Source organism: Bacillus thuringiensis (assembly GCF_001182785.1).
In the GTDB taxonomy this organism is placed as follows: domain Bacteria; phylum Bacillota; class Bacilli; order Bacillales; family Bacillaceae_G; genus Bacillus_A; species Bacillus_A thuringiensis_S.
The window spans coordinates 856,626-882,916 of sequence record NZ_CP012099.1; the positions used below are offsets into that span (position 1 = coordinate 856,626).

A 26,291-nucleotide genomic window follows, 5' to 3' on the forward strand; every position below is an offset into this window, starting at 1 on the left:
ACGTCTTTAAGAGTAACAAATGTATTTTTATACGTCAATGGATATAGTAATAATCAGATTATAGAGAAGAATTTGTGATTAAAAACGAATAAGATTTTAGCATGAAAAGAAGCTGATCTAAAACTAGATCAGCTTCTACATATAAGATTAAACTAAGTTTAATACAGTCACTTTTTCACGTGTCATAGACTCAAGGCTCTTACGAATACCTTGTGCTCCCATACCTGAACCTTTTACACCGATGAATGGGAAGTGGTCAGGGCCGCGCTCTGTGCGTCCGTTAATTTGAACAGAACCAGTTTCGATTTTGTTAGCAATTGCAAATGCTTTGTTAATGTCTTTAGTGAAGACACTTGCTTGCAGACCGAACTCTGATTTGTTAGCAATTTCAATTGCTTGCTCATCTGAAGAAACACGAATGATTGGAAGGATTGGGCCAAATGGCTCTTCCCAAGCAACTTTCATTTCTTCTGTTACGTGGTCGATTAATGTTGGGTAAATTAAGTTACGCTCACGTTTGTTACCAATAACGATTGTTGCACCTTTTTCAACAGCATCGTCAACTAAGCCTTGAACGAAGTCAGCAGACTTGTCGTCGATTAATGGAACGATTGTGCTGTCTTGTTCTGGAGATCCAACTGATAGTTCAGCTACTTGCGCTTTTAATAAGCTAACAAGCTCGTCTGCTACGTTTTCGTGTACAAGTACACGTTTAATAGCTGTACAACGTTGACCAGAGTAAGAGAATGCACCGCTTACGATATGGTTTGCAGCATCTTGTAAGTCAGCATCTTCACGAACGATACCAGGATCTTTACCACCAAGTTCTAATACAAGTGGAATCATTGAAGCTTTTTTCGCTAAATGTTTACCTGTGTTTGTACCACCTGTGAACGATACCATATTAATGCCTTCGTGTTCTACTAAGTAGTCACCAATTACAGAACCGCGTCCTGTCGCTACGTTTACAAGACCTTTTGGAAGGCCAGCTTTGTGAAGTGCTTCAACCATTTTAATACCACTAATTGCACCTTGAGTTGCTGGTTTGAAAATAACAGCGTTACCCATAATTAATGCTGGTGCAAGTTTCGCAGCAGATAAGTTTACTGGGTAGTTAAATGGTGCGATTGCTAATACAACACCAAGTGGTGCGCGTTGGATGATCGCAAGTTTCGATTTCGTTCCGCCAGGGAAGCTATCGCCCATCATGCTTTCTCCGTGCATATGTAAAGCTTCTTCGATCGTGTAACGAATGAAGTCAGCTGTACGAACAACTTCTTTCTTCGCATCTTTATAGCCTTTACCGACTTCTTTCATAATGATATCGGCAATTTCATCCTGCATATTTACGAGCTCATCAGCCCATTTATATAAGTATTTTGCGCGATCTTGTAGGGAAGCTTCAGCCCATGATTTTTGAGCTTCTTTTGCAGATGCAATTGCTTCATCTACTTCTCCGCGAGTAATTGCTTGTACTTGTCCAATTACTTCGTGTAAGTATGGAGATGGAATTTCAATTGTTTCTCCTGAAGAGCTTTCTCTCCATTCTCCGTTTAAATAAAATTTGTACGTATTGCTAGTTGTCATGATTAGTCCTCCTAAAATAGCAACTTGTAAGAGTGAGTATAAGGTGATTGTAGGGGGTTTGATAACATTTTTCAAATGAAATGTTTGTGAAAACGATTTCTTATTCTTTTTTTATTTTGTATGCCCTTTCTTATGGAATATTCCCTTATTTCAAATTAATTTATCGTATTATGGATCCTTATCATTTTTATGATTGTCGAGTATTTTATATTATTTGTAAAAAAATAATTGACAGAATACTCAATAAAGTTGTAAGATTATAAATGGAAAATAAATGAAAGGGGTGTGCGTAATGATTGTAATCGTAAATGTAATGGGCTTAGCTCTGTTAAATGGCAGAAAACATTCATATCATTACGCAACCCGTACGGATATATAGGGCATCTTTGTCTTATAAAAAGCGTACGTTGCGTATATCGTAACGTACGCTTTTATGCATTCCTGTGCATATCGTCAAGCGGCGGTATGCTTTTTTTTGTTTATTTTCCCTTGTTTGGTTCCGATAAAAAACTTTGGAAGGTGGAAAAATGTGATGAGATTGTATGGGTTACGAAATGTAAATGTGATGGGTCTGGATAGTGGATAAAGAAATGAGAGGTAAACGAGAACGAGAAGGGAGAGGTTACATTGTTATCAGTATTACTAAAGTTAAAATGGTTTTTTAGGGAGCATTGGAAGAGATATAGTATCGCCATTGGAGCTCTTTTAATTGTAAATATAGTTGAAGTCATTCCCCCGAAAGTGTTAGGGGTTACGATAGATAATATCAAAACAGGAACGTTATCAAACGAAGCAATTATACAGTCTATTCTTATTTTAGTTGGGGTTACGGTAGTTGGATATGGCCTAACTTTCGTATGGCAACATCAATTGTTTGGCGGTGCATTTGTACTTGAGAAAACGATGCGCTCTAAATTTATGGGGCATTTACTTAAGATGACGCCGACTTTTTATCAAAAAAATCGTACTGGCGATTTAATGGCGAGAGCAACGAATGATTTAAAAGCAATCGCTATGACAGCTGGTTTTGGTATATTAACGCTCGTGGATTCTAGTTTATATATGCTTACGATCGTTTGTATGATGGGTTTTACAATTAGTTGGGAGCTTACATTTGCAGCGCTTATCCCACTTCCAATTATGGCGTATGCGATGAATATATATGGAAAGAAATTGCATGAAAGATTTACAGTTGCGCAAGATGCATTCGGTGATATGAATGATAAAGTGCTTGAATCAATCGCTGGTGTGCGCGTTATTCGTGCATACGTACAAGAGAATGCAGATCAGGAAAGATTTCATCATTTAGGAGATGACGTCTACGAAAAAAACATGAAGGTAGCGAGAATTGATGCATTATTCCAACCAACTGTGAAAATGCTTGTTGGTCTTAGTTATTTAATCGGCTTAGTGTACGGTGCATACCTTGTATTTCAATCAAAGGTGACGCTTGGTGAACTCGTTTCTTTTAACGTGTATTTAGGGATGATGATTTGGCCGATGTTTGCAATTGGTGAACTAATTAATGTTATGCAAAGAGGAAATGCTTCGCTTGACCGTGTGAATGAAACGTTAGCGTATGAACCGGATGTAAAGGATCCGAAAAATCCAAAGCTTGTACAAGAGCCGGATTATATTCAGTTTGATGATGTGTCTTTCTCATACCCTTCATCAACTGGAGAAAATTTAAAGAAGGTTTCTTTCACATTAAAGCAAGGAGAAACGCTTGGGGTTGTCGGAAAAACAGGAAGCGGGAAAACGACGCTTGTACGTCAACTTCTTCGCCAATATCCGCTGGGAGATGGAGATATTGCAGTTTCTGATGTGACATTAGATAAAATGACGAATGAAAATGTACTCGGATGGATTGGGTATGTACCTCAGGAACATATTTTGTTCTCAAAAACAGCGCGAGAAAATATTTTATTCGGAAATAGGGAAGCGACTGAAGAAGAACTCGAGAAAGCGATTGAAATAGCGGCGTTTACAAAGGATTTAGAGTTTTTACCAGAAGGATTAGAAACGCTCGTTGGAGAGAAAGGTGTTTCTTTATCAGGTGGACAAAAGCAAAGGATTTCAATTGCGCGAGCTGTTATTCAAAATCCAGAAATTTTAATTTTGGATGATTCTTTATCAGCTGTAGATGCTCGTACGGAAGCGGCGATCATTGAAAATATAAGAACAGAAAGAAGCGGAAAGACGACGATTATTACGACGCACCGTTTATCTGCCGTACAACATGCGGATTGGATTCTCGTTATGGATGAAGGTGAAGTAATGGAAGAGGGTACGCATGATCAGCTTATTAAAAGCGGGGGCTGGTATGCTGAGCAGTTTGAAAGACAACAAGGGGAAAGTGAAAGTGCGGATAGTGGGGTGAAAATATGAGCGTTTCAAAACGATTATTTCAATATGCGATGAAAGTGAAAGGGACGATTTTTGCTGCGATGTTAATGTTATTTATTTTCGTCATTGCAGAGCTTGCTGGTCCTTTCGTTGCTAAAACGATGATTGATGATCATATCGTCGGGATAGAGAAACCTTGGTATGAAACAGAAAAGAGTGAAGAAGCTGTTTCATATAATGGGGCCTTTTATAAGCGAAGTGATCGCTTTGAACAAGGTGAGACAAAAGGTAAAGAAGTACGTGTGATGCAAGTCGGTTTTCAATATTATTTTGTACCGAATAAAGTGAATATTGAAGGGTCACGTACTGTAAAAGGTGATATGATTACCGTTCAAAATGGTAAGGCGGTGCAAGTGTATAAAGCGAAGGCATTAACGAAAGAAGAAGTGTTTGCGTTTTATAAACCAGAAATAAACCGTCTATTATTACTTGGTGGTGGCTATTTCGCTTTATTAGTAGTCGTATCGTTATTTGCATACGGAAAGCAGTTTTTCTTGCAGAAGGCAGCGAACAAAATTATTCAAATTATGAGGGAAGATGTTTTTTCTCATATTCAAACGTTGCCAATTCGGTACTTTGATCATTTACCGGCAGGGAAAATTGTTTCGCGTGTGACGAATGATACAGAGGCCATTCGTGATTTATATGTAACGGTGCTGGCAACATTCGTTTCTAGTATCATCTATATTATTGGGATATTCGCTGCGCTATTTTTATTAGATGTGAAGCTCGCTTCATTATGTTTATTAATTATCCCAATTTTAATTGTTTGGGCGATTCTTTATAGAAAATATGCGTCTGTATACAATCATAAAATGCGCTCTCGTTTATCTGATATTAACGGAACAGTGAATGAATCGATTCAAGGAATGCCGATTATTCAAGCGTTTCGTCAAGAGCGTGAAACGAAAAAAGAATTTGAAGAATTAAATGGCGATTATTTTAAGTATCAAAATAAAATCTTGAATTTAAATGCAGCAACTTCGCACAATTTAGTATCTGTATTAAGAAATATTGCTTTCACAGGAGTAATTTGGTATTTCGGTGGTGCGTCATTAAGTGCTACAGGTATTATTTCACTTGGGGTACTGTATGCGTTTGTTGATTATTTAACTCGATTATTCTCGCCAATTACGAATATGGTGAATCAGCTTGCAAACTTAGAGCAAGCGCGCGTTGCATCAGAACGTGTCTTTGAATTGTTAGAGGAAAAAGGGGAAGCGGTAGAAGAAGAACGTATGCCTCGTTTAAAAGGAAATGTGAAATTTGATAATGTATCATTCTCTTATAATGGAAAAGATGAAGTGCTAAAAAATATTTCTTTTGAAGCGAAACAAGGCGAGACAGTAGCACTTGTCGGTCATACTGGATCAGGAAAAAGCTCTATAATGAATGTACTCTTTCAATTTTATGAGTTTGAAAAAGGAAAGCTTACGATTGACGGTCACGATGTAAGAGAAATGCCGAAACAAGCAACTCGTGAGCATATGGGAATCGTACTGCAAGATCCGTTTTTATTTAGCGGGACGGTCGCTTCCAATGTAAGCTTAGAAAACGAAAAAATTTCAAAAGAGCGTATCATAAAAGCATTGCATGATGTTGGTGCTGAAAGATTTGCGAACAATATAAATGAAGAAATTACAGAAAAGGGAAGTACGCTTTCCACTGGTGAACGTCAGCTTATTTCGTTTGCTAGGGCGCTTGCTTTTGATCCAGCTATCTTAATTCTAGATGAAGCAACGTCTAGTATTGATACAGAAACAGAGGCGATGATTCAACAAGCACTAGAAGTTGTGAAAAAAGGAAGAACGACATTTATTATTGCGCACCGTCTTTCAACAATTAAAAGCGCAGATCAAATTATTGTACTCGATAGAGGAACGATTTTAGAAAAAGGTTCTCATGATGAACTAATGAAAAAGCGTGGGCGTTATTATGATATGTATAAAACGCAAATGGAAGGCAATCAGAGTGCTTAATAGGTATGGGGGAGAACTTGTGATTTTTGCAAGTTCTTTTTTAGTGAATCAGGGCAGTTAAATAAGAAGTATTGTTTTACCTTTTTCTTTATAAATGCTATATTTAAAAATGTTACTTATTTTTTGTATGTAGGGGTATTTTTCCCTTTTGTTTGATTATGAAGAAAAAGGATAAACTAAATAAGAACATTTTCATTGAAAAATTGTTCAAGATTGCATACAATCAATATAGTTTTTAAATTCCTATCAGAATACTTGGAGGATTACTATCATGAAGAAATTATTTTCAGTGCTTGCAGTAACTACATTAGCGATCGGGATTGTAGCCGGCTGCGGTAAAGAAGAGAAAAAAGATACAGCTAGTCAAGACGCGTTACAAAAGATTAAACAAAGCGGTGAACTTGTAATTGGTACAGAAGGTACATACCCACCATTTACGTTCCACGATTCAAGCAATAAATTAACTGGATTCGATGTTGAACTATCAGAAGAAGTTGCAAAACGTTTAGGTGTAAAACCTGTATTTAAAGAAACACAATGGGATAGCTTACTTGCTGGCCTTGATGCAAAACGTTTCGATATGGTTGCAAACGAAGTTGGTATTCGTGAAGATCGTCAAAAGAAATACGATTTCTCTAAACCATACATTTCATCTTCAGCGGCATTAGTTATCGCAAAAGATAAAGATAAGCCTGCTACATTTGCTGATGTAAAAGGGTTAAAAGGAGCACAATCTTTAACGAGTAACTATGCAGATATCGCTAAGAAAAACGGTGCAGAAATCGAAGGTGTAGAAGGATTTAGCCAAGCGGCAGAATTATTAGCTTCAGGACGCGTTGATTTTACAATTAATGATAAGTTATCAGTATTAAATTATTTAGAAACGAAAAAAGATGCAAAAATTAAAATTGTAGATACAGAAAAAGAAGCTTCACAAAGTGGATTCTTATTCCGTAAAGGTAGCGATAAGCTTGTACAAGAAGTAGATAAAGCGTTAGAAGATATGAAAAAAGACGGTACGTATGACAAAATAACGAAAAAATGGTTCGGTGAAAATGTATCTAAGTAGTGCATTAGTTTCAGATCGATTGTCTACTTGGATAGATATTATGCAGTCTTCCTTCATGCCTATGCTGAAGGAAGCTGTTTTTACAACAATTCCATTAACGCTTATTACATTTATTATCGGGATTATACTGGCGACGTTAACAGCGCTCGCACGTATTTCAGGTAGTCGTATTTTACAATGGATTGCTCGTATCTATGTATCTATCATTCGCGGAACGCCACTTCTTGTACAATTATTTATTATTTTCTATGGTCTTCCAACTCTTAACATTCAAGTTGAGCCATATACAGCAGCAGTTGTTGGATTTTCATTAAATGTCGGTGCATATGCATCTGAAATTATTCGTGCTTCTATCCTTTCAATTCCGAAAGGGCAGTGGGAAGCAGCTTACACAATTGGGATGACATACCCGCAAGCGTTAAAACGTGTTATTTTACCACAAGCGACGCGTGTATCAATCCCGCCGCTTTCAAATACATTTATTAGCTTAGTGAAGGATACTTCATTAGCATCGTTAATTTTAGTAACAGAAATGTTCCGAAAAGCGCAGGAAATTGCGGCGATGAACTACGAGTTTTTAATTGTTTATTTTGAAGCAGGTCTTATTTATTGGGTTATTTGTTTCTTATTATCAATCGTACAACAGATGTTAGAAAAGCGTTCAGAACGCTATACGTTAAAATAATCCTTTTACAAAAGGAGTTTTTGTTTTTATGATTTCAATTCAACATTTACAAAAAAGTTTCGGAGATAATACCGTACTAAAGCATATAGATTTATCAGTTGAGAAAGGTGAGGTTGTTGTTATTATCGGGCCATCTGGATCTGGTAAAACGACATTCTTACGTTGTCTTAACGTACTAGAAACGCCAAACGCCGGTAACATTCGTATCGGCAATAAAGAGCTTAACTTCTCTCAAAAAGTATCGAAGAAAGATATTGTAAATCTTCGTACACAAACAGGGATGGTGTTCCAACATCATAACTTATTCCCTCATTTAACAGCACTTCAAAACGTAATGGAAGGGCTCGTTACAGTGAAAAAGATGGGGAAAGAAGAAGCAAAGAAAAAAGCAAACTATTTCCTTGAAAAAGTTGGTTTAGCAGATAAAGTGGATTTATATCCGTTCCAATTATCAGGTGGTCAACAACAGCGCGTTGGAATTGCGCGCGCGCTGGCGATGGAGCCAGAAGTGTTACTATTTGATGAACCGACTTCAGCGCTTGATCCTGAACTCGTTCAAGAGGTTTTAAAAGTAATGAAAGAACTTGCTAAAGAAGGCATGACGATGGTTATTGTAACGCACGAAATGCGTTTTGCACATCAAATTGCCAACCGTGTTATTTTCATGGATGGTGGTGTCGTTGTCGAACAAGGTACACCAGAAGATGTATTTACAAATCCAAAAGAAGAACGCACGAAAAAGTTTTTACAAATGTTACAGTAAATTAAGAAAGGTCTCAGGGTATATGCCCTGAGACCTTTTTGCCATATATATTTATTTTTGGAATCCGCCAAGGCTTTGCTCAGCCATTGCAACTAGACGTTTTGTAATTTCTCCACCAACTGAACCGTTAGCGCGAGCCGTAGAATCTGCTCCTAATTGTACACCAAATTCTTGAGCGATTTCGTACTTCATTTGATCGATTGCAGCTGTTGCACCTGGTACTACTAATTGATTGTAAGAACTTTGGTTTGCCATAGGAATATATCCTCCTTAGAGTTAGAAAAATTTTTTTTGGTTGGACTAGCTGGAGTTGAACCAGATTATCGCCCCGGTTGGCGCTAATCCATCGGTAATTAAGTTTGTACTCATAGTATGGATGTTACCTAGAAAGATATACAAAATAATAATTTGTAAATTTTGTAAAAAACTTATTGATTTCGTAAATTATGAAATAAGAGTAATCGTTGTATTTTTAAGAAAACAGGCCAAACTAAGGAGGATATTAAATATAATTTTCTCATTATAGCCTGCTACTTGTAGGCCAATCATTAGCTTCTTATTTATGATTTATTGAAATGAAATCGGTAGCAACTTCATAGTTCTATTTTTAAGTAGGGATGGAGTGACCGCTCCTATGCATGGGTAGGTGCTCTCTTCAATCTAAAAAAGAGAGGCTTTAAACGATAACGTATGGAGGAATCATGATGGGGATTTGCCCGCTTTGCAACGCATTAGAATCACAAACATATTCTTGTCAAAATTGCCAAAGTATACTCCAAGATTATGGGAAGTCTGTAGATTACATAGACGATTATAGTGCCTATATGGATCAAGAATTATTAAGTGCAGTAGATGGTTTAACGCATAATAATTCAAATGAATATTGCAATCATATTTTTTATTGCGGAGTATGTAACGTGGAAACTGAGGTTGTAGTGAAACTTGTGTAAATAGAAAACTTCCACCTTATTATCTAGGTGGAAGTTTTTGTTTTTGTATTTGTGAGTGAATCATAGGAGAAGGGATATGTTCGGTGTTTGATGAAGTCCCGGATTTGATTTGAGACATTTTTTCTTTTGTATCACGTAAAGAATGTTCAGTTAAGTAGACGGCATATTCGTAAAATAATTGGCGCGTCATTTCACTTTGTTCTTTTAATTTTTCATCTTGGAATACAGTTCGCCCAGGTTTAGAGTTAGCTTCAAAGAGCCACGGATTTTCCTTTGTGTCTAAACCGATATCAAAACCGATTTCTCCAATATTTCCGGTTACTTGTTCATCGAGCGCGTAACTTATTTGTAAGGCAGTATGTTTTAATTTATTTTCAATTTGAACTTGTTTCGTTGAATCTGGAAAAAGCTCTTGTAGCAATTTTGTATCACCGCCGCTATTTACGTGCGTTGTTAAACTGCCTTTGCCGGCGATTTTGGCGACGATTGCACTAACTATCCAATTACCGAAATGGTTTTTATTTGTATGAATGCGGAAATCAACAGGTTGCCCATCGAAGCGAAGTAATGAAATACCTTGCTGTACGATAAACTTTTTTAGATCATGTCCTTTTAATACGTGGTTTAGAAGAGTTTCTAATGATTGATACTTTCTCAGTTTATTTTTTTCATTTTCGCGATAACGACAGTAGTAGCAATTCTCTGTTTGAGAATAAAATATTTGATGAATATTTCTACCAAAGCTCCCGTGTATTGGTTTCATGTACACAGATTTATACGTGCCAAGAAACCGTTCTACTTGTTCAAAATGCTGAAATGCTTCTGTGTTTGGTAATAAGTGTCTAATTGATTCGTCTTTTATAAGAAGTTGATGAACTTCCCATTTATTGAAAAATCCTGGGTTAAACCATGGAATGGAGTAGTCATATTCTAACTTTCTTTTTGCTCTGACGATCGGTTTATAATTTTCTGCTTGTCGATTCGGTAATCGATCGTAAATAACATTTGGTAAAGGGACCTTTTTCTTTATCCATTGTTTTTCTTGAAAGAAATATCCTTCAATCGTTTCTTCTTCCCAGTTTATATGCTGAACGCCAAAGACGAATACGAACGGTCGTAATGAGAATGGTGGTGTTAACAACTCACTGAGAGCAATTGAACGATTTCCTAAAGGGTTAGAAGAATCATCATTAAAGCCAGTTGTAAAAATGCCGATTAATGGTCCGAAAATAATTGTTTGGTTTTGTGTGAATGCATGAATAGTAGTTGATTGAGGTAGTAAAAGTTTTTCGGCAATATGTTTTCCGATAATAATTTCGCGAGTAAAGGAATAATGAATTTTCACCTCTTCACTTGCAATGTGACGTATACCGAAGGAGAGGGATGTAATAGGTGGCGTAATAGAAAAAACGTAAGGTAAAGTAATGCTATTTGGATGTTCATCTGAAATGTTTAATGTATATATATGTTCTTTCAAAATAGGTTTACCTCCTTTCATTATGGTGTAAAGCGACTGAATTTAAGTGGTCCGTGAAATATCTTTTCAGCTAATGAATCACTATGACGAATGTATTGTTCGTAAGGGGGAAGCGTGTTGACATACATAAGCCAAATTGCGCCTTTTTGATCCATAATTGTGGAAAGTTCTAGTTCAAATAACGAAGAATAAGACTGATCTAGTGTTTGGAATACTTCATTTATAATGTCGTGTAAAGCGTCTTGCAATAGTTGCACACCCGTACTAGATAGTACGTATTTAATTTTTGAAAATGAATGTAATGAATCATCGGCCGTTGCTGAGGGTAAAAGTTGATTAGGAAATGAGCTTTTTTGTATAAATTGACCGATAACATTCCAAGTTTGTTCTTTGTTTTTTTGCAAAATGGTTCGAATGTGGAGTGGATATGTTAATTGATTTGGTGGTTGTAGCATAGTGTGTGCTATGTAACGTGATGAAGGTATGTTAGATTTACACCAAGATATAAATTCGTCTGTCCGTTTTAATGGAAGAGAAGTATGGTATTTTTCATTTACTGTATCGATATGAAACGTTTTATTTTTGTAAGCAACTCGATATAAGTTATCCTTTGAATGTGTATTAGTGGGGCGTATAATAATGTCTTTAGTTTTTAACAACAGTTTAAAAATGTTTTGTATCGTTGCCACTTCAAATTTTGGTATATAAGGAGACAGTTTTTTATTAGTGAGAAATAAATCATGTAGTTCACTTAAGTTAATAAGTGTGTTATTTAAAAAGGTAGTGGAAGGACGATTGTGCAAAGAGTGAATAATTGATTTTGCTTTTTCAAAGTTTGTTTCCTCGTGAAAAGAATAACGATCATATATATAAGAAGGAATAGGGAATGTTTGCTCTTTCCATTTTCCTGTATCTGTATCGTAAATAAGACCAGAAACAAGGTCTGTTTTAGGATCAATACAAAATGGCGTAAACTGAGCAACGACATTATGATAAAGCCGAGCGCGTTTAGCGATTTCGGTGTAATACGTTTGCTCATAATGAAGTTTAGAAGCTAAAAGACCGAGAACCAACGAAATCACTCCTTTACTACTATTTGCATAATAGGCGAAGCTATATATTGCAAATACGTTTTTATACCATTATACTTTTGTCCGTATGATGATATGCTATAGTTTTGGAGAAGTGAAAGGTTGATTGTAATGAATATATGGTTAAATATGTTAACGACGACAGGACTCGGAGCGATTATTGGAGGATATACGAATCATTTAGCGATAAAAATGTTATTTCGTCCTCATCGTCCTATTTATATCGGAAAGTTTCAAGTTCCATTTACACCAGGGTTAATTCCGAAGCGTCGTGATGAACTTGCTGTTCAATTAGGAAATATGGTTGTAGAACATTTGTTAACACCAGAAGGAATCGGAAAAAAGCTAACAAATGAAGAGTTTCAAAAAGGTTTAATCCACTGGGTGCAAGTAGAAGTGGATAAAGTAATTACGAATGAACAATCACTGCGACATATGTTAGAAAAATGGAATGTAGCGCATGTAGAAGAAGAAGCGACTCGAAAAATCGAACATGTTATTACAGAAAAAATTCATGCATTTTTAGCAGAGTATTATACATATACATGGGAACAGGCTTTACCTCATTCTGTAAATGAAAAAGTAGAGAATGTGATTCCGAATGTCTCGGCGTTTATTTTAGAGCGAGGAATTAGCTTTTTTGAAAGTGAAGAAGGGAAAGCACGTCTTTCAAAAATGATTGATGATTTCTTCGCTTCTCGCGGAACGCTACTTAACTTAGTCGGAATGTTTTTAGGAAATGTAAGTGTAGTGGATCGTGTGCAGCCAGAAGTTATTAAGTTTTTAGGTCAAGATGGTACAAAGCAGCTTTTAACTGACGTACTGCAAAAAGAGTGGGAAAAGTTAAAAGGAAGAGATGTAAAAGAATTAGAAGCATTTGTAGAGAAAGAAATGATTGTAAGCTCCGTGCTGTCAGCAGTTAAAGTAGAGGAAACTGTGAGTAAGTTTTTAAATCAATCTGTTCAGCAAGCATGTGAACCAGTTCGAGAAACAATTATTGAAAAAGTGGTTCCAAGCGCAGTAACGAAAGGCTTGAAGTGGGGAACAGAAAACGTAGAGAGTATACTAAACAATCTACACCTTGCGGAAATTGTCCAGCAAGAAGTGTCTACATTTTCAACAGAAAGATTAGAAGACTTAGTTCTGTCTATTACAAAAAACGAATTGAAAATGATTACGTATTTAGGGGCGTTATTAGGCGGAATGATTGGTCTCGTGCAAGGATTGTTATTATTGTTTCTTAGATAATAAGGTGAGTACATAGAAATAAAAGTGAAATTTCTTCACATCTCTTGCATAGTTTGATATGGTAAGAAGAGGTGCGTATGTAAATGCACTGAAAAGGCAGTGCGAGTCAAATGCGCTAGCCTTCTAAAGGAGGAAAAATAAAATGACAAAGAACATTCATGATGTTGCATATGAATTACAAAAAGCAATCGCTGAAAACGAAGACTTCAAAACGTTAAAAGAGAGCTACGCGGCAGTACAAGGAGATGCAGCTTCAAAGAACTTATTTGATGAGTTCCGTACAATGCAACTTGGCCTACAACAAAAAATGATGCAAGGTCAAGAAATCACTGAAGAAGACAACCAAAAAGCACAAGAAGTTGTAGCTCGCATTCAACAAGATGCTAAGATTACAAAATTAATGGAAACTGAGCAACGCCTAAACGTTGTAATCGGTGACGTTAACAAAATTATCATGAAGCCACTTGAAGAATTATATAGCGCGCAACAACAAGCGTAATAGTGGAAGACGCTCCTAGTTTAGGAGCGTCTTTTTTGTTTAGGGAATTTAATAGTTATACCACAAAAACTCCCTTTCAAAATAGCTATTTCTTATTGGTTATTTTGAAAGGGATATGTAACACATCTGTTAATTTTTTTTATTGCTGTTAATTGAAGTTTTAATATTTTTTTCGTTCAAAAACGTTTCAATCTCTTTTTGTTTCCTCCCATTTATTTTCTCAAGGCGTTTTGTAAAAGAAAAATTGGCTTTGAATAAGTTACCATCTTGGGTGAGTTTGTCTAATTCTTGATCTAGCTCTACGAAAATATCCGTAGATGATGACATAAATGCATAGATTTCTTTTGAAGGTTTTTTATAATCAGTAGGTAAATTATTATTACTAATAAACTCATGGAAATTCATATCGTTTTGTTTCGCTAAATCAATTAGTTTTTGTAATTTTTCTCGGTCAGATTCCGTGAAATTCTTATCAGAATTTGTTGAAGCGAGAGGGATAATATTTTCAGATAACTCCCAACTATAATCTATATAATTTTTTATATTTTGTTTCATTTCGTCTTCACTAATAGTTTCGTTTTTCTTTGAGGAACTAAATATATTTTCTGGAACTTTAATAGCAACATCTTTAATAGATTGTACATCGTTTTCTTCCTTAGGTTGTACACTGTTTGAACAAGCTGATAGAAATAACATTGTAAGTAAAATGAGTGGATATAAAATATACTTTTTCATAGTAATCTCCTTTTACATTCATTAGTATCTTTGTAAAATAGCTAAATTCCATTTTAAATACTTAACTAAAAGTGAGTATATATGTTTTATCATTTGGTAAGATATGACGGATATTAGTAAGCCGATGCAAAAAGCTATGAATACATTGTAAACATCGGAATAACTGATTTGATGAAACCCTTTAAAGAATCCTAATCCTATTAATAAGATAGGTGAAATAATTAATAACGGAGTGGCAATTATAAGTGCTAGAAGAAGCGGTAATAGAAAGAGTAGTACGAAAAAAGCGATAATGATACATATAAAGTTTAAAACACTTAAGCTCATAACAGAAAACAGTGCTGTCATAATATTTTTTAGGCTGCGTCTATTGTCAGCGTTGCTTATTGCATGTGAAACAGTAAGTTCTTTAGCGATAGTTTTAGGGTTTCCTAGCTTTTTAGAAATTTCCTCTTCAGATATTCCATCTTGTTTACCACTAATAAAATGAGTTTCGTACTCCGAGATAATATCCTCCTTTTCTGAATTAGGCATATTCCATAGGGAAGAACTAAGTTGTTCTAAAAATTCATTTTTGTTCATAACAATCACTTTCCTTTATAAAATGATGAATTATGGCTGAAAATCCTATCTTTTTTCTAAACAGCACACTCAATCTATATCTACTTTTTGAAAGGAGATATACTAATTGTGAATAACATTCCAAATAATGGGTATTCCGTTATTTATAAATATATCACTTACTATTGTTCTTTGCAAGGTACTATAAATTTGTTAATAATGTGAATAGGTGGAAGTATTTTTGTACATTTTTAGAAGAGATATAAAAATGTTATTTTAAGATAAACAAAAGGTTGTAAGCGTATTCTTTAAATATTGTCAAAATAATGTCGAATTCATATTCTTGGAAAAATAATGCATTTGTACTATAATGATAAACGATACTTCACCACATTAATTAACCAGGTGAAATTAAAATCTTTATTACACACATTATGAAATAAAGGGTGATTAGTTTTGAGTACAGGTGTAAAAGCAAACGACGTGAAGACAAAAACAAAAGGAGCAGATCTTGTTGTTGATTGTTTAATTAAACAAGGTGTTACACATGTTTTCGGTATTCCAGGAGCAAAGATTGACTCTGTATTTGATGTACTGCAAGAAAGAGGACCAGAGTTAATCGTTTGTCGTCATGAACAAAATGCAGCATTTATGGCAGCTGCTATTGGTAGATTAACAGGGAAACCGGGCGTATGTCTTGTAACTTCAGGACCAGGGACATCAAATTTAGCGACAGGTCTTGTTACTGCGAATGCGGAGAGTGATCCCGTTGTTGCTTTAGCTGGTGCAGTTCCGCGTACAGATCGATTAAAACGTACGCATCAATCTATGGATAATGCTGCACTATTCGAACCAATCACAAAATATAGCGTAGAAGTAGAGCATCCTGATAATGTGCCAGAAGCACTTAGTAATGCATTTCGAAGTGCGACTTCCACAAATCCGGGAGCTACTTTAGTAAGTCTTCCGCAAGACGTTATGACTGCGGAAACAACTGTAGAGTCTATCGGTGCGCTTTCTAAGCCACAACTTGGAATCGCTCCCACAAATGATATTACATATGTAGTAGAAAAAATAAAATCAGCGAAATTACCAGTTATTTTACTCGGTATGAGAGCGAGCACAAATGAAGTGACGAAAGCTGTTCGTAAATTAATTGCGGATACAGAACTTCCTGTCGTTGAAACATATCAAGCAGCTGGTGCGATTTCACGTGAGTTAGAAGATCATTTCTTCGGCCGCGTTGGATTATTCCGTAACCAACCAGGTGATATTTTACTAGAAGAAGCAGACCTTGTGATTTCTATCGGTTATGATCCAATCGAGTATGATCCAAAGTTTTGGAATAAACTTGGCGACAGAACGATTATTCATCTTGACGACCATCAAGCAGATATCGACCATGATTACCAACCAGAGCGTGAATTAATTGGTGATATTGCCTTAACGGTAAATAGCATCGCGGAGAAATTACCGAAACTTGTATTAAGTACGAAATCAGAAGCGGTGTTAGAACGATTACGCGCAAAATTATCAGAACAAGCAGAAGTTCCGAACCGTGCTTCGGAGGGTGTTACGCACCCACTTCAAGTGATTCGTACACTTCGTTCTTTAATTAGTGACGATACAACTGTTACATGTGACATCGGTTCCCATTCTATTTGGATGGCGAGATGTTTCCGTTCTTATGAACCACGTAGATTATTATTTAGTAACGGCATGCAAACGTTAGGTGTTGCACTTCCTTGGGCAATTGCCGCTACTTTAGTAGAACCAGGTAAAAAAGTAGTTTCCGTATCAGGTGATGGTGGTTTCTTATTCTCTTCGATGGAGTTAGAAACAGCAGTACGTTTAAATTCGCCGATCGTACATCTTGTTTGGAGAGACGGCACATATGATATGGTTGCATTCCAACAAATGATGAAATACGGCAGAACATCAGCTACAGAGTTTGGCGATGTTGATCTTGTGAAATATGCGGAAAGTTTCGGGGCGTTAGGTCTTCGTGTTAACACGCCTGATGAATTAGAAGGGGTATTAAAAGAAGCATTAGCAGCAGATGGTCCTGTCATTATTGATATTCCAATTGACTATCGTGACAACATTAAATTAAGCGAAAAATTATTACCAAACCAATTAAACTAATGGAGGCAGATTTGAGATGACTGTTGCGCAATTAATTGATATTGATGCAAAAAAAACGAAAACGAGTAATGAAGTATATCAAACATCTACAATGCTTGCGCTATTAGATGGTATATATGATGGTGTGATTAGCTTTGAAGATTTGAAAAAACATGGTGATTTCGGCATCGGCACATTTGATCAATTAGATGGTGAAATGATTGCATTTGATAATGAATTTTATCATTTACGTTCAGACGGTTCAGCGGAAAAAGTAGAGCCAGAAGAAACAACGCCATTTGCGACTGTAACGTTTTTTGAAAAAGAAATGAGTTATACGGTAGAGCGTCCGATGAATCGTGAAGAAGTTGAAGCATTATTACATGAATTAATGCCAAGTAAAAACTTATTTTACGGTATTCGAATGGACGGTACGTTCCGTGAAGTAAGGACGAGAACTGTTCCAAGACAAGAAAAACCGTATACACCGCTCGTTGAAGTGACGAAATCACAACCAATCTTTTCATTTGAAAATACAGAAGGTACGCTTGCTGGATTTTGGACACCAGATTATGCGCAAGGTATTGGGGTAGCTGGATTTCACTTACATTATATTGATGATGAAAGAAGCGGGGGTGGACATGTTTTCGACTATGTTATAGAAAACTGTACGATCCAAATTTGTCAAAAAGCTCATATGCATTTAGCACTTCCAGAAACAGCTGATTTTATGGCGGCTGAATTATCAAGAGAAAACTTAGAGGATAATATTGCAACTGCGGAAGGTGCAGAGTAAAAGGGAAAGACTGTTCCATTTTGGAACAGTCTTCTTTTATTCGTAATGTTATTATTTGTCGATAAATCGATATTTCTTGTCGAACCGTTGATATATTGTAAGTTATGATAGATATATTTGAAAAATCGTTGATATTGCTTATTTCTTTGAAACAAACGGATGTCCCTCATAATAAAAACGCCACGGATAATGTACAGCTTCTTCTGCATAGTCGATATTAATACGAGGTCCTGCTGCTATTTTATATTGTGATGATATGTGTTCATCTTCTGGGACGAGTTCAATATGTAATGTGTCACTTTGTAATGATAAGCCTCGTTCTTCTAAAGTAATTCCGAGGGCACGGCATAGTTTGCCAGGACCGTTTGTTAAATTTTTGTACTGCGCTTTTGTAATGTCTGTTTTGTTGTAGCGTGCTAGTTTTATTTCTTCTATTCCATTTACCGGCTCAAGGGCTCGAATGAGAACACCTTGCGGGGTGCCAACTGGTGCTGTAATAACGTTAAAACAATGATACATACCGTAAATTAAATATACGTAAGCATGCCCTGGTGCGCCAAACATGACTTCTGTGCGGTCTGTCCGTCTGCCGCCGTAACTATGTGCGGCCTTATCATCTGGGCCTTTATATGCTTCTACTTCTACAATGATTCCGCTTCGCTTTATTCCGTCTACAATATGAACGAGTTTTTGCCCGAGTAATTTTTTTGCTACTTCTAACGTATCGCCTTCATAAAAGGAAGGAGGTGCCTGCATTGTACTATCTCCTTTGCTAAGTGTATATGTATATAGTAAACCAAATTTTCAGTAGTAATTCTAACTCGTTCTATTTATCGAGTGTATTTCATAAATTATGGATAGAGTACAACAGCGAAGAGGGGGAGTGCGACATGATTTATCGCTTACTAGCTCTTAATATAGATGGGACACTACTATACAACAATGGAAAAATTGCAAAAGGATTAAGAGAAACAATTGAATTTGTGAAAAGAAAAGATGTATACGTTACGTTATTTACGAGCCGTAATTTTCAATCCGCTCATAAAGTAGCAAAGGCGTTAAAATTAGATTCTATATTAGTGACACATGGTGGTGCTTTCGTTTCGGCGACGTTAGATAAGCCGTACGTTCAAAGAAGATTATCTGAAGAGAAGACTTTTAACATTGTGCAAGTGTTAGAGCACTTTGATTGTAACGTACGTATTTCTCATGAACGGTTTTCCATAGGAAATCGTGAGAGAAATACACCAAACTTAATTGCGCGTACTGTATTATCAAGTGCAGATCCGTTATTTTATCCAGTTCAATTTGTAGATTCGTTAGGTGACGCGCTTCGTGACCATCCGGTAGCGGCGCCAAAAATTGATGTTCTTTTCCAAACTAAGGGTGAAAAAGAAAGAGGGCTGAACACATTAAGAAAAGCATTCCAAGATGTAGAGTATGTTGAATGTGATTCAAAACGAATAGAAATCTTGCCGCAAAATGTATCGAAGTTACGCGGATTACAATTGCTTGGAGAGCATTTAAATATTTCGCTAAATGAAATGGTTGCGATTGGAGATAGTATGGAAGATTTAGAGGTTATTGAAAACGTGGGACTTGGGGTAGCGATGGGGAACGCACCTGTAGAGTTAAAGCAAGCAGCAGATTGGATTACACGTTCAAATAGTGAGAACGGTGTAGAGTACATGATTAAAGAGCATTTCCGTAAGCAATTCCCGCTTCCGTTTTTGAAGAATCATAAAAATACACCGAAACGATGAAAGAAAAACGTAGCTTTTTGGCTACGTTTTTTTTTTTGTTGAGATTATTAAAAGGAATGAAAACGTTTTAAAATGTGAATTGTGTATGAAATCTATACAATTCACTTGAATCCTTTAGAAAACTAATGTAAAGTGAATGATGTTGTCAAAATAGTTACACCACATGAAATATTCTTCAGATTAATTTTATTGGGCTCCCATACGTAAAAGTATTTCCGCATGACAGTTTAGTTCACGTATTATTTCAAAAATGAATTGTAGTAATTTTATTAAGTAGTTGTAGCGTTCCTTTGTTGTATTTAAATGGATTATTTTAAGTTAATGTGAGTAAGACCTGGTACATATGAAATGTGCTTCTTTTTGTGATTTTAGGAAGTTTAAAAGGGGGAATGAATTTCTTGAGGAAATCATTTAATCAAAAAATTAAAAAGTTAAGTAGTAGTTTAATAGTTGTATTACTAATATGTATGAATTTTTTAATCCATTTACCATTTAAAGCAGAGGCAGCTACAACAGAGTTAAAAGGTTTAGGTGATGTATCTTATTACAACGCCATCATTTTTGGAGATCATAGTGCAACGAGTGCGGATATTGAAGGTGCGATGGCTGTTCAGAAAAATATGAACGCATCAAGTTATACAGTCGTAGCGGCTGCAACTGGAGCAAATAACTTAGCTGGAGCAACTTGGGTAGATGAAGGATATCCATCATTATTACTAGGCGGTCAATTTACGAAAGCGGGAGCAGGACAAGTAATTATTCAAGATGGAACAGTGGCGATGACAAAAGACGGTGACCCAGATGGCGCAATGAAAACATCATATGACCGTATCTCTTATAAAGAGCAAGCGGAGATTGATGCTAAGTTTAAAGAATTTAGAAAAGACGTTGATGGTGTAATTGGGGATGCAAGTAAACTACACACTGATAAGCCAAAACCTAATATGAGCTTTGGAATCGGTGAAGATGTAAACAACCCTAATATTTATGTCTCTTCAGGCCAGACGGGAAAGAAAGCATTTGATGTAAAAGACGTTTTTCTTCCGAATGTAGAGAATAAAGACTTTATTGTTATTTATTCAGATGCAGAAGAAGTGAGTTTTGGTGGCGGTGCAATTTTGTATGATACAAGAAATACTGGGATGGCGACGGATTTAATTAATACATCTCAAGCATACGACCCTAATTCATCTTTTACTGAGTTAGCTAGTAAAGTAATTTGGGTATTTCCTAATGCTACAAAGATAACAACTAAAGGTTATGGTGTAGTAGGTAGTGTGTTTGCACCTAATGCAGTTGTAGAAACAAAAGGTGGTTCTATTAATGGACAAGCCTATGTTGGAGGATTACACCAAAGAGATGGTTTTGAAGTTCATAACTTTAAATTTAACTGGCCAAAGTGGAATAAGCCGGTAGCCGAAAAAGGACATTTACAAATTAAAAAAGTTGATGAAAATGATAAAAACATTGTTTTAAAAGACGCAAAATTTGATGTTATAGACAAAGATAATAACGTTGTGGCTACTGTTACAACAAACGAAAAGGGTATTGCGGAAGTTAAAGATTTACCACTTGGTGACTATTTTGTAAAAGAAATAAGTGCACCAGAAGGATATATAAAAGTTGATACACCAGTCAAAGTAACAATTGATAATACAAACGTAATTGAACTTGTTATGAAGAATACGAAAAAAGTAGAGAATGGCCAATTTAAATTATTGAAAAAAGATAGTGAATCTGGTCAACTTCTACCAGGTGCAAAATTTGATGTTATCGATAAAGATGGGAAAGTTGTGGAAACAATTGTTACAGATGATAAAGGTGAAGCCTTATCGAAACAACTTCCAGTTGGAAGCTATACATTAAAAGAAGTAGAAGCACCGAAAGGATATGAATTATCATCTAGTTCAGTTTCTGTTGATGTAGAGGCTAATAAAGTAGTGACTGTAGATGTGGTGAATAAAAAGATCCCCGAAAAAGTAACAGGTCAATTTGAAATTGTGAAAGTAGATGCGGAAGATAAAACGAAAGTATTATCAGATGCAGAATTCGAAGTGTATAAAGATGGTAAAAAAGTAGATACGTTACGAACAGATAAAACTGGTAAAGTAATTTCTCAGAAATTAGAACCAGGAAAGTACACATTAAAAGAAACGAAAGCACCACAAGGATATAAATTGCTAAAAGAAGAAATTGAAGTCGTTGTGGAAGCAAACAAAGTAGTAAAAGTACAAATAGAAAACGCAAAAGAACTAGGAAGCTTACAAGTAACCAAAAAGGATGCAGAGAGTGGAAAAGTTCTAGCAGGTGCAGAATTTAAACTAAAAAATGAAGCTGGTCAAGTAGTTGGAGAAGTGAAAACAACGAATAAAGACGGTGTTGTGAAATTCGAAAATGTAGTGCCAGGAAAGTACACGTTAGAGGAAACGAAAGCGCCGGAAGGTTATAAGGCGTTAGAAGTAACAGTAGAAGTAAACGTTGTAGCGAACGAAGTAGTAAAACAAGAAGTTACGAATGAAAAAGTAACAGGTCAATTCGAAATCGTGAAAGTAGATGCGAATGATAAAACGAAATTATTATCAGGTGCAGAATTCGAAGTGTATAAAGATGGTAAAAAGGTAGCGGAACTGAAAACAGATGAGAGTGGAAAAGTGATGTCACCAAAATTACCGCTAGGTGAATACACAGTGAAAGAAGCGAAAGCACCAGCGGGCTACAAGCTTTCAAATAAAGAATGGAAAGTAACAATTCAAAACGAGAAAGAAGTAGTAAAAGTAGAGGCAGAAAACGAAAAAATCTTAGGTTCTCTACAAATTATTAAAATGGATGATAAAGATCAAACGAAACGCTTAGCAGGCGCAGAATTTACATTGAAAGATGCAAAAGGAAATGTTGTAAAAGAAGGAATTACAACAGATAAGTCTGGAACGGTTAAAGTAGACGGACTTGTGCCAGGTGAATATACGTTAGAAGAAACAAAAGCACCAGAAGGTTATGAGTTAACAAAACAAATAATTCATGTAACAGTTGACGGTGAAAAAGTTATTGATGTAAAAGTAACGAACGGTAAGAGCCTTGGTCAATTCGAAATCGTAAAAGTAGATGCAGAAGATAAAACGAAAGTATTATCAGATGCAGAATTCGAAGTGTATAAAGATGGTAAAAAAGTAGATACGTTACGAACAGATAAAACTGGTAAAGTAATTTCTCAGAAATTAGAACCAGGAACATACACATTAAAAGAAACGAAAGCACCACAAGGATATAAGTTGTTAAAAGAAGAAATTGAAGTCGTTGTGGAAGCAAACAAAGTAGTAGAAGTACAAATAGAAAACGCAAAAGAACTAGGAAGCTTACAAGTAATCAAAAAGGATTCAGAGAGTGGAAAAGTTCTAGCAGGCGCAGAATTTAAATTAAAGAATGAATCTGGTCAAGTAGTTGGAGAAACGAAAACAACAGATAAAGATGGTGTTGTGAAATTCGAAAACGTAGTGCCAGGAAAGTACACGTTAGAGGAAACGAAAGCGCCAGAAGGTTATAAAGCGCTAGAAGTGACAGTAGAAGTAAACGTTGTAGCGAACGAAGTAGTAAAACAAGAAGTTACGAATGAAAAAGTAACAGGTCAATTCGAAATCGTAAAAGTAGATGCAGAAGATAAAACGAAAGTATTATCAGATGCAGAATTCGCAGTGTATAAAGATGGTAAAAAGGTAGAGACATTACGAACAGATAAAACTGGTAAAGTAATTTCTCAGAAATTAGAGCCAGGAAAGTACACATTAAAAGAAACGAAAGCACCACAAGGATATAAGTTGTTAAAAGAAGAAATCGAAGTTGTTGTGGAAGCAAACAAAGTAGTAGAAGTACAAGTAGAAAACGCAAAAGAACTAGGAAGCTTACAAGTAATCAAAAAGGATGCAGAGAGTGGAAAAGTTCTAGCAGGTGCGGAATTCAGATTGAAAAACGAAAGTGGTCAAGTAGTTGGAGAAGCAAAAACAACGAATAAAGACGGCGTTGTGAAATTCGAGAGCTTAGTGCCAGGAAAGTATACGTTAGAAGAAACGAAAGCACCGGAAGGTTATAAAGCGTTAGAAGTAACAGTAGAAGTAAATGTTGTAGCAAATGAAGTAGTAAAACAAGAAGTTATGAATGAAAAAGTGAAAGAAGAAATTACAGGTCAATTAGAAATTACAAAGGTAGATGCCAATAATACAAATAAAACATTAGCAGGCGCAGTGTTTGAAATTTGGAAAGACGGAACAAAAATAGACACATTAACAACAAATAAGAGCGGTAAAGCGACTTCTAAGAAGTTAGTAGAACCAGGAGATTACACTTTAAAAGAAATCCAAGCGCCAGAAGGATATATTTTATCCGATAAGGAAATGAAATTTACGATTTCTAATGAAAAAATTGAAGTTGTAAAGCTTCAAATTACAAATAAAAAAGATACAGATAAAGATCCGGAAAAACCAGGTGAGGGAACAGGGAAGCCTGATGAAGGAACAGGAAAACCAGGTGAAGGAACAGGAAAGCCGGGTGAAGGAACAGGAAAACCAGGTGAAGGAACAGGAAAGCCTGGTGAAGGAACAGAAAAACCAGGTGAGGGAGTAGAAAAACCTAATTTACCAGAACAAGGACAAGGTTCTTCTAATAATCAACAACTTCCAGCTACAGGACACAATACGAATTACGTTCCATTCATCGGTTTTATGCTTCTGTTACTAGGAATACGTTTAAGATTCATGGCTAAAAATAGTTAACAGATGTATAAAAGGCATCAGAGATATACAATCTCTGATGCCTTTTAAATTAATACAGATAAATATTTTAAGCTTCAATCACGCTAAGCATTCTGTTTATAAATGCAGCTGCGTGTGCACGTTGTGATGGTCCTTTTGGTACGAATTGATTCAATTCATTACCTTTTACAATTCCATATCCATACACTCTTTGTACTTCTTCTTTAGCGTAAATTAAGTTTTGGTCAACGAATGGTAGTTCAACTTGTTTTGCAAAAATACCAGCGTGTTTTAGAGAACGATCAATCATAATAACAGCTTCTTCGCGTGTAATTGTAGTATTTGGATCAAATGTATTATCACCACGTCCGCGGATTATGCCTGCGCTTGCTGCACGATTAATACCGTCTCTTAAAGATGGGTGTACTTGTTCTAAGTCTGTGAACTTAGCATTTCCACTTGGTAATTGTAAAGCACGAGTAATTAATGTAGCAAATTCAGCACGCGTTACAAGACGTTCTGGGAAGTACTTGCCGTTCCCTTCTCCTTGCATAATACCTCTAGCTGCTAATTGACGAATGTCTTGTTCATACCATCCACCTGTAATGTCATCAGTTACGGGATTTTTTTGGTTTTCCTTATAGTATGTTTCAGTTCCTTTTAAGAAAGCATTCCATTGTCCGCGTTGAATCATAAACGCAGGGCAGTTTTTTCCTGACCAAAATTGGTGTTTTTGGACCTTATCTAGAGAAATATTTAAGTCGTTCATTAAATAAGCTGCCAATTTACGGGCGTTTTCTACCGCTTTTTCATAGTTTCCATCTTGATTAACGGCAATTTCAATTCCGATAGATTCATAGTTTCCAGTTTTATTTCCAGCATGCCATCCAACTTCATTTACCGGAAGATGTTGATAAATTTCTTTATCATCTACTGTGAAATGCCAAGATGCGGCGCGATCAGCTGTTCCGCGTGCTTGGTTATCTAAGAATTTTGCATGATTTAGAGCATTAGCACCTTTCGCTGTATTAGCCGTTTCGTGAATCGTAATATATTTAGGTACCATCGGGTAGCCAGGGCGAATATCGTCATTTCCTTTTGGGACAATCATTTCTTTAAATGTAACGCCATAAATATTGTTTGTTTGTAGAGATTCCGGAGCTCTCAATAAACTATTTTTAGCAGTACGACTGTTTTTTAATAATGAAGCTTTTGTACCTTCAAATGTAGCAGAAGGTGCATAAATCCATTTTGCTGTTTCGTTTATTTGGACTTTAAACCAATTTCCAGCTTGTTCAGTAGGAGTAATAACTTGTGGTTGTAGTTTCCCTTCTTCTTTAAACGATTGGAACGGAAGGGCATGTATGGAAGCTTCTTCTTTTACGATTAATTTTTGGTTAGATAGTTTATGAATCTCTTGAACTTCTAAGCTATTATCATTGTTATCTATCCATCCAGCGCCAGTTGACGTCGTTATGTAGTAAGCATTACCTTTTTTCTTTGTCGCCGTTACGACTTGTTCTGTAAACTCGATATTCGATTTGTTTTTTAAATCATTCGCGGTATATAATGAATGTTTTTTTGAAGTGTATAGTAGGAATTGGCCAGTAACCTCGATATCTTCTTCATGAGTACTATGCTCATTAACATGCTCTTTAATACTTTTAAAAACTTGATCCTCCGTATATACTTCGGCGGATTTTTCAGCACTCTCTGCAAATGAATAAGTAGGTGCAAGAACAGTTTGTAATGCAAGAGAGAGAGTTAATACACTATAAAATTTCTTTTTCATATTTTTTTTAACACATTAGATTAT

The 26,291-nt window shown here is 35.9% G+C and carries 20 protein-coding genes; 12 read left to right on the forward strand and 8 right to left on the reverse strand.

Annotated elements, in window-relative coordinates; genetic code table 11:
- Nucleotides 1-147: 147 nt before the first annotated feature.
- Entirely contained in the window at nucleotides 148-1,587 is a 1,440-nt protein-coding gene (gene gapN, locus AC241_RS04480; protein WP_000213634.1) for an NADP-dependent glyceraldehyde-3-phosphate dehydrogenase, read from the reverse strand.
- Between the two features lie 627 nt (nucleotides 1,588-2,214).
- On the opposite strand from gapN, the gene AC241_RS04490 reads away from it, so the two are divergent.
- From AC241_RS04490 to AC241_RS04510, 5 genes are all read left to right on the forward strand, one after another.
- Nucleotides 2,215-3,975, forward strand: coding sequence for an ABC transporter ATP-binding protein (locus tag AC241_RS04490; RefSeq protein ID WP_016082718.1), 1,761 nt, complete (start codon nucleotides 2,215-2,217; stop codon nucleotides 3,973-3,975).
- A complete protein-coding gene (locus AC241_RS04495) occupies nucleotides 3,972-5,972 on the forward strand; it encodes an ABC transporter ATP-binding protein (protein ID WP_016082717.1) in 2,001 nt (666 codons plus the stop codon). Before AC241_RS04490 ends, AC241_RS04495 begins: the two co-directional genes overlap by 4 nt.
- A 271-nt stretch (nucleotides 5,973-6,243) precedes the next feature.
- Entirely contained in the window at nucleotides 6,244-7,041 is a 798-nt protein-coding gene (locus AC241_RS04500) for an amino acid ABC transporter substrate-binding protein (protein ID WP_016082716.1), read from the forward strand.
- A complete protein-coding gene (locus tag AC241_RS04505; RefSeq protein WP_016082715.1) occupies nucleotides 7,028-7,726 on the forward strand; it encodes an amino acid ABC transporter permease in 699 nt (232 codons plus the stop codon). Before AC241_RS04500 ends, AC241_RS04505 begins: the two co-directional genes overlap by 14 nt.
- 28 nt (nucleotides 7,727-7,754) lie before the next feature.
- Nucleotides 7,755-8,489 carry an amino acid ABC transporter ATP-binding protein gene (locus tag AC241_RS04510; protein ID WP_029441704.1) on the forward strand — a complete coding sequence of 245 codons (735 nt, stop codon included), beginning with the start codon at nucleotides 7,755-7,757 and terminating at the stop codon, nucleotides 8,487-8,489.
- 51 nt (nucleotides 8,490-8,540) lie between these two features.
- Here the strand turns inward: AC241_RS04510 and sasP are convergent, their stop codons facing one another.
- Nucleotides 8,541-8,744, reverse strand: coding sequence for a small acid-soluble spore protein, SasP family (gene sasP / locus AC241_RS04515; protein WP_000013349.1), 204 nt, complete (start codon nucleotides 8,742-8,744; stop codon nucleotides 8,541-8,543).
- A 449-nt stretch (nucleotides 8,745-9,193) separates the two neighbouring features.
- Between sasP and AC241_RS04520 the strand changes: the two genes are divergently transcribed.
- On the forward strand, nucleotides 9,194-9,439 hold the full coding sequence (locus AC241_RS04520; RefSeq protein WP_000510474.1) for a hypothetical protein: 246 nt from the start codon (nucleotides 9,194-9,196) through the stop codon (nucleotides 9,437-9,439).
- A gap of 19 nt (nucleotides 9,440-9,458) precedes the next feature.
- Here AC241_RS04520 and AC241_RS04525 read toward each other — a convergent pair whose 3' ends face one another.
- A complete protein-coding gene (locus AC241_RS04525; protein WP_043936803.1) occupies nucleotides 9,459-10,916 on the reverse strand; it encodes a YheC/YheD family endospore coat-associated protein in 1,458 nt (485 codons plus the stop codon).
- Nucleotides 10,917-10,936: 20 nt separating this feature from the next.
- Nucleotides 10,937-11,989 (reverse strand): YheC/YheD family endospore coat-associated protein, encoded by a 1,053-nt coding sequence (locus AC241_RS04530; protein WP_029441706.1) that lies wholly within the window; start codon nucleotides 11,987-11,989, stop codon nucleotides 10,937-10,939.
- Between the two features lie 129 nt (nucleotides 11,990-12,118).
- On the opposite strand from AC241_RS04530, the gene AC241_RS04535 reads away from it, so the two are divergent.
- Complete coding sequence (locus AC241_RS04535) at nucleotides 12,119-13,255, forward strand: DUF445 domain-containing protein (RefSeq protein WP_155417047.1); 1,137 nt, start codon at nucleotides 12,119-12,121, stop codon at nucleotides 13,253-13,255.
- Nucleotides 13,256-13,397: 142 nt separating this feature from the next.
- Nucleotides 13,398-13,754: a YlbF/YmcA family competence regulator gene (locus AC241_RS04540; RefSeq protein ID WP_016082710.1), complete on the forward strand. Its 357-nt coding sequence runs from the start codon at nucleotides 13,398-13,400 to the stop codon at nucleotides 13,752-13,754.
- A 129-nt stretch (nucleotides 13,755-13,883) separates the two neighbouring features.
- On the opposite strand, the gene AC241_RS04545 is transcribed toward AC241_RS04540, so the two are convergent.
- Nucleotides 13,884-14,489: an NDxxF motif lipoprotein gene (locus AC241_RS04545; protein WP_043936805.1), complete on the reverse strand. Its 606-nt coding sequence runs from the start codon at nucleotides 14,487-14,489 to the stop codon at nucleotides 13,884-13,886.
- A 21-nt stretch (nucleotides 14,490-14,510) separates the two neighbouring features.
- On the reverse strand, nucleotides 14,511-15,071 hold the full coding sequence (locus tag AC241_RS04550) for an HAAS signaling domain-containing protein (RefSeq protein WP_029441709.1): 561 nt from the start codon (nucleotides 15,069-15,071) through the stop codon (nucleotides 14,511-14,513).
- A 435-nt stretch (nucleotides 15,072-15,506) separates the two neighbouring features.
- Here AC241_RS04550 and alsS point away from each other — a divergent pair, with 435 nt between their 5' ends.
- Together alsS and alsD are read left to right on the forward strand one after the other, a co-directional pair.
- A complete protein-coding gene (gene alsS, locus AC241_RS04555; RefSeq protein WP_050842658.1) occupies nucleotides 15,507-17,195 on the forward strand; it encodes an acetolactate synthase AlsS in 1,689 nt (562 codons plus the stop codon).
- Between the two features lie 16 nt (nucleotides 17,196-17,211).
- The gene (gene alsD, locus AC241_RS04560) at nucleotides 17,212-17,970 is read left to right on the forward strand and encodes an alpha-acetolactate decarboxylase (RefSeq protein ID WP_000215024.1); all 759 of its coding nucleotides are present in this window, start codon (nucleotides 17,212-17,214) and stop codon (nucleotides 17,968-17,970) included.
- A 138-nt stretch (nucleotides 17,971-18,108) separates the two neighbouring features.
- Here the strand turns inward: alsD and AC241_RS04565 are convergent, their stop codons facing one another.
- The gene (locus tag AC241_RS04565; RefSeq protein ID WP_016082703.1) at nucleotides 18,109-18,726 is read right to left on the reverse strand and encodes a DNA-3-methyladenine glycosylase; all 618 of its coding nucleotides are present in this window, start codon (nucleotides 18,724-18,726) and stop codon (nucleotides 18,109-18,111) included.
- A 134-nt stretch (nucleotides 18,727-18,860) separates the two neighbouring features.
- Here AC241_RS04565 and AC241_RS04570 point away from each other — a divergent pair, with 134 nt between their 5' ends.
- Together AC241_RS04570 and AC241_RS04575 are read left to right on the forward strand one after the other, a co-directional pair.
- Nucleotides 18,861-19,733 (forward strand): Cof-type HAD-IIB family hydrolase, encoded by an 873-nt coding sequence (locus AC241_RS04570; protein WP_000640430.1) that lies wholly within the window; start codon nucleotides 18,861-18,863, stop codon nucleotides 19,731-19,733.
- 389 nt (nucleotides 19,734-20,122) lie between these two features.
- Nucleotides 20,123-24,496, forward strand: coding sequence for a SpaA isopeptide-forming pilin-related protein (locus AC241_RS04575; RefSeq protein ID WP_050842660.1), 4,374 nt, complete (start codon nucleotides 20,123-20,125; stop codon nucleotides 24,494-24,496).
- Nucleotides 24,497-24,563: 67 nt separating this feature from the next.
- Here the strand turns inward: AC241_RS04575 and AC241_RS34245 are convergent, their stop codons facing one another.
- A complete protein-coding gene (locus AC241_RS34245; RefSeq protein ID WP_050842662.1) occupies nucleotides 24,564-26,267 on the reverse strand; it encodes an S-layer homology domain-containing protein in 1,704 nt (567 codons plus the stop codon).
- Nucleotides 26,268-26,291 lie beyond the last annotated feature (24 nt).